This window comes from Lachnospira pectinoschiza, from assembly GCF_020564355.1.
Taxonomy (GTDB): Bacteria; Bacillota; Clostridia; order Lachnospirales; family Lachnospiraceae; genus Lachnospira; species Lachnospira intestinalis.
The window spans coordinates 1-507 of the sequence record NZ_JAJCRR010000019.1 but is presented as its reverse complement, the minus strand read 5'-3'; the positions used below and the strand labels follow the sequence as shown (position 1 = coordinate 507).

1 pseudogene is annotated in these 507 nt (G+C 36.7%); it reads left to right on the top strand.

Annotated features, from left to right (window positions below):
- Window positions 1-351, top strand: a pseudogene (locus LI288_RS14035) (translational GTPase TypA); the annotation flags it as partial.
- Window positions 352-507: the final 156 nt, after the last annotated feature.

Genomic DNA, 507 nt, shown 5'->3' with positions numbered 1-507 from the left:
CAAGGTTCTGTAACATCTTATGCTATGGGATACGTACAAGAGCGTGGCGTTCTCTTTGTTGAAGCAGGAACAGAAGTTTATGCAGGTATGATTATCGGTGAGCACTCACGTGATAATGACTTGACTGTTAACGTTACAAAAGCTAAACAACAAACAAATGTTCGTTCATCTAATAAAGACTCAACTTCAGTGCTTAACGCTTCTAAGATCTTGTCTCTTGAAGAATCATTAGAATTCTTGGGCGATGACGAATACATGGAAGTAACACCAGAATCAATCCGCTTGCGTAAACAAATTCTTGACAAAGCAATGCGTGAAAAAGCAACGAAAAAGAAAAAAACTGCTGAATAATATATTTCACAAGGAGTTTGAAACAGCAGAGGGATTTGAGGAAAGACTAAGAAGCCAAAAATAAGGAGAAAAGCATGTTTTATCTGATACTTTTAGTTTTATTTGCCTTGGGCTATATCTTTTTAATGCCAAAGGATGTGAGAAGAAGTACGGATA